The sequence below is a fragment of the Paracoccus sp. SY genome (genome assembly GCF_002901215.1).
Classification (GTDB): domain Bacteria; phylum Pseudomonadota; class Alphaproteobacteria; order Rhodobacterales; family Rhodobacteraceae; genus Paracoccus; species Paracoccus acridae.
The window spans coordinates 1-7,549 of sequence record NZ_NWMQ01000076.1 but is presented as its reverse complement, the minus strand read 5'-3'; the positions used below and the strand labels follow the sequence as shown (position 1 = coordinate 7,549).

Genomic DNA, 7,549 nt, shown 5'->3' with positions numbered 1-7,549 from the left:
CTTATGGCTATTATTTCTCCCTACTCCAGCAACATCTTCTGTTCAGAGGCTTGACGGCTGCTTCCCACAATTTTCCGCCCGGTTGACCACAGGCTGTTTGCTCGATCCCTGTGGTCTCGCTTACAGCCTGCTTCGGCCTCCCCCTGTCCCTCCCAAGGTCGAGCCAGTGCGAGGCTGGACAACCGGGCTACCCCCGCAAGCGATCGCAACCCGACAGGGCCGAGACTGGGCCGCTGGACCGACTATTGCGGCCCCGCGCGGGCTGGCTCGGGACGAGACAGACGGCGCGGAAAAAGCCGCAAAGGAGGGGCAGGGGTCCAGTCTCGGGGCGAAGGCCGCTGCAGCCGGCCGAAGCCTAGCGCGGTCCCGGCAGAAGCCGGGATGCGGCATATAATCCAAAGGGACGGAAAAGATTTTTCCTTCTCTTTTGCTCGTTCCGGCACTGCCGTAAGGCAGATCACGAAACCACCCCATCAATTACTAGTTGAAGTGTTATGAACGCCACCTTTAAGCCCGGCCAACATCTGCTCTCAGCCGCCATCAGCACGGCAAGCCATCTTGCTGCCAAGACGGGTGAACTGCCGCACCTGGAAACAGTGGCCGAGGAACTTGGTGTCGAAAGGGATCTGCTCAAGCAGGTCATTTTTGACCGCGAGCATCTTCTCGTGGTCATGGCCGATGTGGCTTTGCAACGGCTGCTGCACACGATCACGCAGGAGATGGCCAGGTGTTCATCACCAGTCGATCAGCTTGAGGCAATCACTGTTGCATATGTCGATTGGGCGCGCCTCTACCCGCAGGAGTTCCGCCTCGTCGGGGAAATGCCTGCTGCCGTGTTCGAGGCCCATCCTCGGCTTCTCCAATATGAGCAGTCGGTCCATGATCTTGTCCTGAAGATCCTGCAACGAGCCCAAGCGAAGGGCTATTTGGAGGCCGACGAAGACTTGGTCATGCTGCGCGCCATCTGCCATACCTATGTCTACGGCGTCATTACCAAGATGCTGCTGGGTGATCTGGCCCGCTGGACGCCCGGCTCGCGTGATGAGGACGCCGCACGGATGGCTGTGCAAGTGTTCATCAGAAAACTGTTCAAGCCTGCGGCTTCGTCCCCTGGTTCAAGAGCGGCAGGGGTAGGGTCACATCCTCACCTTAGACCTGTGTGACCGGGGCACTGCCTCGGGGCAAGAGGTCCAGGCGGGGCCAGGAAGTGGCCGGCAAACAGGATCAGGAACGGATCTTGGGATCGAGGCTGTTGTCCTGCTCCTGGCCACACTCTTCATCATAGTCTGCCAGCAGTTTTTCCAGACCCAGCATGTCGCACAAGAACCTGACGGCCTCCGGGTCATTGTCCTCTGCCTGAAAGGCGACGGCATAAAGGTTATCGGCACCTTCTTCGGCATCGGCTCCATCATTGCCGCCTCGCTGGTGGCGAAGAACCGACAGGCAAGTGCCATTGCCTTCATGTTCTCGGGGCTGACAATGGCGAACCTGTTCGGTGTGCCTGCCGGCACCTGGCTTGCACAAGTCTATGACTGGCGGCTGGTGTTCTGGCTGATCGCCGGCATCGGCCTTGTCACCGTGCTGAGCGTTGCGCTGCTGGTGCCCCGGATCGAGGCGGGCAAGGCCATCGCCCTGAAGACCGAACTGCGCGCGTTCATGGACCCGCAGGTGCTGCTTGCCATGGGCATCACCATCTTCGGTCCTGCGGCCTTCTTCACCTCCATCACCTACATTGCCCCGATGATGGTCGAGGAAGCAGGATTTTCCGATGCTGGCATCGCGCGGCTGATGATCCTCTTCGGTCTGGGGTTGGCGGTCGGCAACTGGATCGGGGGGCGCTCTGCCGATCGGTCCCTCTTCGGAACGCTGTTCGTGACGCTCGCGGCACAAGCTGCGGTGCTGTTCGTCTTCTGGCTGGGCGTTGAGAGTGCCGTTGTGGCGTCGGCTTCCGTATTCCTCATGGCTGCATTCGGCTTTGCCACAGTCTCTCCGATCCAGAAGCTGGTTATGGATCGTGCCAGCCGCGCAGGAGCGCCCACGATGGCCGCGTCGGTGAACATCGGCATGTTCAACCTCGGAAACGCAATCGGTGCATGGGCCGGCGGCGCGACGATCGCGGCCGGGTTCGGCCTGGCCTCTCCGAACTGGGCGGGCGCAATCCTGTCGCTTGTCGCCCTAAGCCTGGCTGTGGTCGCTTGGGCGAGCACCGGGCGGGAAGTCTCCGCTGTGCCAGCAGAGTAAGCCGGACAGGGATATGGCGCTCAACTTCCATGAGAAGGTGACACCTGCAGCACCGCAAGAGAGCCCGCGTTCTGCGCATTGAACGTGGGCTTCCATACTGTGCGAGTGGCAAGTTTGGGCCCTGAGGGACACGTCTCAGACATGGCGTATATCGATGCTATGCGGACAAAGCTGTCGATAAGAGGGGCACTCACATCCAAGGAGAACTTGACCACCGCGTCGCGAATTCTATCTCGCCGTCTTTAGGGCTTTAGCCAGTTGGCTGATATTTTCGGCAGGTTGGTCTCGATCCAGTCGGCCAGCAGCCGAACACGCTCGGCTGCTTCCACGCCAAGCGGTGTCAGCGAATATTCCACATGCGGCGGCACTACGTCATAAGGGGTTCGCAGGACAAGACCATCGGCTTCCAGCCATTGCAGGGTCTGCGCCAGCATCCGTTCACTTACGCCGCCGATGGCCCGCTTCAATTCGCTGAACCGGCATGTCTTTCCTTCAAGGGCGATCAGCACAAGAACGCCCCATCGGCTTGTCATATGCTTGAGAACCTCGCGAGAGGGGCAAGATACAGACATCAGATCACCCCGGCGGACCTTGTCGGATAACGTCATGTGGGCACCCATACTAACATCAACGTAAGTACTTACGAAAAGTAAGCAATGTCTTTACATGCGATTCATCGAAACTGAAAGGACAGAACGATGACCATCGCAGTGACGGGATCGACCGGCCAGCTTGGCCGCCTGGTGATCGCCGCCTTGAAAGAGAAGGTTCCAGCTTCCGAGATCGTGGCCTTGGCCCGCAATGCGGCAAAGGCGGCGGACCTGGGCGTGACGGTGCGCGAGGCCGATTACGGATCGGTCGAGCGTCTGAAAGCGGCCTTGCAAGGGGTGGACACCCTTCTGCTGATCTCATCCAGCGAAGTCGGTCAGCGTGCGGCCCAGCATCGCAACGTCATCCAAGCGGCGCAGACTGCAGGCGTTTCGCGCATTGTCTACACAAGCCTGCTGCATGCCGACACCTCGCCCTTGAGCCTTGCGGATGAGCACAGGGACACGGAAGCGGCTCTCAAGGCGGCTGGCCTGCGATACACCATCCTGCGCAATGGCTGGTATACCGAGAACTATACCGGCTCCATTCCCGCTGCCCTGGCGAATGGCGCCTTTGTCGGCAGTGCTGGCGAAGGGCGCATTTCGTCAGCGTCCCGCGCAGACTATGCCCAGGCGGCGGCAGAGGTCGTGACCGGAGAGGACCATGACGGCAGGGTTTATGAACTTGCTGGCGACAGCAGCTACACGCTGGCCGATCTTGCGGCCGAACTCTCGCGCCAGACCGGCAAGGATATTCCCTACAAGGATCTTCCAGAGGCGGAGTATGCGGGCATTCTGAAAAGCGTCGGCCTGCCTGAAGGCTTGGCTGAAGCCATTGCCAGTTGGGATGTAGGGGCCTCGCAAGGCGCGCTGCATGACGAGGACAAGACGCTTTCTACACTGATCGGGCGTCCCACGCTCTCGCTCGGCGATGCGGTCGCACAAGCCCTAAGGTCGTGACTCAACCCCTCCTATTGGCTCTATTGAGCTGATGGGAGGCGATGGTTCCATTGTCGGGAAAAAGCCAGCAAAGACGTCCGGTTTCGGCTCTTCGCGTTACTGTGCCAGCCTTGGATGCCTGGGAGCGCTCTGTCAAACTGGACGCCCCCTCATTGCAAAACATAACGGACCATTCATCTGAGATTTCGTCCCGCCAGCAAATGCTGGCCTTCGATGGGGCTGTTCAGGGGTAATCTCCCCGTCCTCTCAACGATCGTGTGGATGCAACGGCGGCTCCCACCGGCACCACTTCACCAAGGTTGGAGCTAGCGCGTACAATGGTCTCGTGTCAGGGCTCTAAATGAGTGTGCCAATTTGAGTGATGGCCTGCATTGCTCCCAAGGCGAGCAGGTTTCCTGACGCACCGGCAAGAGCAGTTTTCACATGATCGGCGAAACTGCGAAGTTTCCCTTTATCTGGAGACTTTAAAGCAAGCTCTCTAGCTAGGTTGTCGAGGGCATCTGACAGACTGTTATGCGCTCCGCATTTGATCAGATCTTGCGCATTCTTTTGAAGACTTAGGACAAGTTCTAGAGCCTCAGCGATGTTTGATCCGGTTATGGTGATAGCCCCTGAAGAATTTCCTGTACCAAGATTTCCCGCAATTGTTCCAACTGGCCCAGAGAACGTGATGTTCGTTGTGGCGCGTGCGGCATCTTCTTTTTCTTTTGCGCTAAAGGACATTCCTTGGCCCACAACACCTTGCTTTTCCATTTCAATCGCCCAATCTAATATTTTACCTCGCACCCGATCTAAGATAGCAGATATGGATGCCACGGGGAACCTTGTTCCCATAGCCACATAAGCAAAAGACTTATCCCCAAGGATTGTTGTGACACTGTCTGCGGGCAGAAACATTGTAAACGTTCCTGAATTGCCTGAAGATTTAGCTTCAAGCAACATCGCTTCAAGCCTGGCTATTGAGCCGCCCAAGTTCCTTTCTTGAAGCATTTTTATTATTGTTGGATCGCCTCCAATCGAGTGCCATCCGTGCATGGCGTGTTTAGCGACGACCTGCCCTGATATTCTGCGATAGTCTGGAACATCACTGCCATCGTCATAGCCATCCAGCTCTTTGCTCACCCAATCCTCAATGGAAGGGAGGTTGAGGCGATGGGCAGCCACTTTCACCATCCGCAGCAACTCTGCCAAACTTGTCTTGTTTGTGATTGCGGCCTCTAGGATTTCTCCGATCAAGCTGCCTGTCATATAATGCTCTGCTCCATCAGCTTTTTTTCTGCGGCCACCAATTTCTAGCTGCAATATCCGTCAGCAAAGCAGCCGCAGATCAAAGCCAACTATCAGCGACCTTTACCAACTTCCGCAGCACGAACGTAGGCATAAAGCGTAGGCTTAGAAATGCCTAGCATCGTGCAGATCCGGGCAATAGGCGTTTTCTTTTCCTGATAAAGCCGCACCGCGAGGTCGCGCTTGTCCTTGTCGAGCACCTGGGGACGGCCGCCCTTGCGGCCGCGGGCACGCGCCGCCGTCAGGCCGGCCTGGGTGCGCTCTCGGATCAGGTTACGTTCGAACTCAGCCAAGGCGCCGAACAGGTGGAAGGTGAGCTTGCCGGACGTGGTGTTGGTGTCGATCGACTCCTGCAGGCTCAGCAAACCAACCTTCTGCTCTTCAAGCCAGGTCATCCAGCCGATGAGGTCGCGCAACGATCGGCCAAGACGATCGAGCCGCCAAACGACCAAGGTGTCACCGGCACGCAGTTGCTCTTTGACCTTTTCGAGACCGGGCCGGGAAGCCACCGCCCCGGAGGCTGTATCGGCGATGACTCTCTCGCAGCCAGCCGCCAGCAGGGCATCCCTCTGGAGATCGAGGTTCTGCTCGATGGTGGAGACCCGCGCATAGCCGATCTTCATAGTCGATGGCCCCTATCGGTAAATAAAGTCGTCGCGGGGCGGATTAGACTTCCCTAGTTTTCTTTACCGGGTATTTTTACTGAGAACCAGCAGGTTCTGCACCGAACACGGGGGCCTGCAGCCGGGGGCAGAAAAACCTCCGTTTTCTTTACCTCGCTCTCGACAGCCGACAGTGAAATATCTGGCGCATGTTCGACCGGGTGCGATGGAGTTCTTCCGCGAAACCACCCAAACCGGACCTTGCCCAGCCTCTGAATTGTCCGAGTTCGCTTCCCCACCCATCGTGCCCTTGAACGACGGCCAAGTGGGAGCCGGGCAGTCCCGCCTTGGGAGCCAAGAAGCCCATAGCTTGGTACAGCAGGTGAACGCGGTGCTGAAAGAACGGTGACGCTGGTCCAAGAGCGCAAAGCGCACGAATGGGAATTGGAGCGGGTGGCGCGGCGGGAGCGCGACAGGGGGTGGGATCATGAGCTTTAAGTTAGCCCCTCAGGCCCACTTGTTTAAGCTCGGGGCGTGCATCCCTGATGACCGAACAGGATGAGCGCAGGAACAGGCCGGCGATCACCACAACCGCGATACAGCCGCGATCATGGCGGTATTGCCAATGGTGTCGTTGCACTTGGGCTGGCCAACCATCTGGACGAACCACCGCTCCATCAGCCCAGGTGCGATATCCTTGGGCTGTCAGGGCGTGGTCGGCAGGCCAAAGGTCATCTCCTCTGTCGTGATCCGCCCATCCCCGTCCGCGTCAGCGTGCTGGAAGGCGCGCACCGTCCTCATCCGGGTCATCTCGGTGTAGAAGCTCTGGAACTCGTCGAGGCTCAACGCGCCGTCGCTGCTCGTGTCGTATTTTGTAAACTCGGTGCGCAGTCCCACCCCTATCTCCTCGGGCGTGAACTGGCCGTCCCCGTTGGTATCGAAGGCTCTGGCCATGGGCATTCCCATGCCGCCCATCCCCATCATGCCGCCCTGCATCATGGGCCTGCCCATCATCCCGGATCCCATCATGCCGTTCATCATGCCTGGGCACATCATGCCCTGCATTGGCATACCATCATGCATCATGCCTTGCTGTCCCATGCCACCGTGCATCATGCCTTGCATTGGCATACCATCATGCATTGTGCTTGGTTGTCCCATGCCCCCTTGCTGCGCCGCTGCCGGGGTAACCCATGTGGTCGGGATGAGGGCGAGAGAGAGCGCGAGAGCCGTTTGGATCTTGCGATTCATGGTTAATCCTCCTCTGGAGTATATGGCTGCGCAGTGAGAGCACGGCAGGGGCTGGAACCACGTGCTTTAGGTCAGCTCCTCAGGAAAACTTTACTCCGTTTTCTGCTGAATTGACAGAAAAACAATAAGATAGCACCGGCCGTGATCCATACATCTGCAAGATTGAACACAAAGGGGTGCCATGCCCCAAAGTGCAGATCGAGATAATCAGTCACTACCCCATACACCGCACGGTCAATGACATTAGCAAGCGCCCCCGCCACAATGAAGGAGGCGACAATGCGCTCCAAGCCCTCCGATCTAAAAGCCCACAGCGCAAAACTCGCTGTCAATGCGGCCGTAGCGAGCAGCAGCGCGAGCCGCGCAGCCTCACCCTCGAATGAGAACAGGCTGAACGAAATCCCCTGATTGAAGGTCAGACGCAGCGCGATAAAAGGCAGAAAGTCGGTTGTTGCCCCGTAAGGTTCGAGAGAGGTGCGCGCCCATAGCTTTGCTGCAAGATCGAGCGCGGCTCCAAAGGCGATGATGAGTGCAGGCCCAGCCGTTTTCATGCACGGCCAGCCTGTTTGAGGTCGGAGCGCGCATCCCGGATGATCGACCACGCCGATTGCAGGAACAGGC

At 58.2% G+C, this 7,549-nt stretch carries 8 protein-coding genes; 3 read left to right on the top strand and 5 right to left on the bottom strand.

The window, feature by feature from the left end; genetic code table 11:
* Nucleotides 1-494: 494 nt before the first annotated feature.
* On the top strand, nucleotides 495-1,163 hold the full coding sequence (locus CK944_RS20860; protein ID WP_103174983.1) for a TetR-like C-terminal domain-containing protein: 669 nt from the start codon (nucleotides 495-497) through the stop codon (nucleotides 1,161-1,163).
* 115 nt (nucleotides 1,164-1,278) lie between these two features.
* Nucleotides 1,279-2,241: an MFS transporter gene (locus tag CK944_RS20855; protein WP_371411687.1), complete on the top strand. Its 963-nt coding sequence runs from the start codon at nucleotides 1,279-1,281 to the stop codon at nucleotides 2,239-2,241.
* A 242-nt stretch (nucleotides 2,242-2,483) separates the two neighbouring features.
* Here CK944_RS20855 and CK944_RS20850 read toward each other — a convergent pair whose 3' ends face one another.
* A complete protein-coding gene (locus CK944_RS20850) occupies nucleotides 2,484-2,774 on the bottom strand; it encodes a winged helix-turn-helix transcriptional regulator (RefSeq protein WP_371411686.1) in 291 nt (96 codons plus the stop codon).
* A gap of 165 nt (nucleotides 2,775-2,939) precedes the next feature.
* Between CK944_RS20850 and CK944_RS20845 the strand changes: the two genes are divergently transcribed.
* Complete coding sequence (locus CK944_RS20845) at nucleotides 2,940-3,788, top strand: SDR family oxidoreductase (protein ID WP_103174981.1); 849 nt, start codon at nucleotides 2,940-2,942, stop codon at nucleotides 3,786-3,788.
* Nucleotides 3,789-4,124: 336 nt separating this feature from the next.
* Here CK944_RS20845 and CK944_RS23035 read toward each other — a convergent pair whose 3' ends face one another.
* The 4 genes from CK944_RS23035 to lspA all read right to left on the bottom strand — a co-directional run.
* On the bottom strand, nucleotides 4,125-5,090 hold the full coding sequence (locus CK944_RS23035) for a hypothetical protein (protein ID WP_146038741.1): 966 nt from the start codon (nucleotides 5,088-5,090) through the stop codon (nucleotides 4,125-4,127).
* A 38-nt stretch (nucleotides 5,091-5,128) separates the two neighbouring features.
* Nucleotides 5,129-5,698 carry a recombinase family protein gene (locus tag CK944_RS20840; RefSeq protein WP_103174980.1) on the bottom strand — a complete coding sequence of 190 codons (570 nt, stop codon included), beginning with the start codon at nucleotides 5,696-5,698 and terminating at the stop codon, nucleotides 5,129-5,131.
* Nucleotides 5,699-6,382: 684 nt separating this feature from the next.
* Nucleotides 6,383-6,928: an EF-hand domain-containing protein gene (locus tag CK944_RS20835; RefSeq protein WP_103174979.1), complete on the bottom strand. Its 546-nt coding sequence runs from the start codon at nucleotides 6,926-6,928 to the stop codon at nucleotides 6,383-6,385.
* A 71-nt stretch (nucleotides 6,929-6,999) separates the two neighbouring features.
* Nucleotides 7,000-7,549: signal peptidase II (gene lspA, locus CK944_RS20830; protein WP_205049130.1), on the bottom strand; the 550-nt coding region annotated here is incomplete at its 5' end.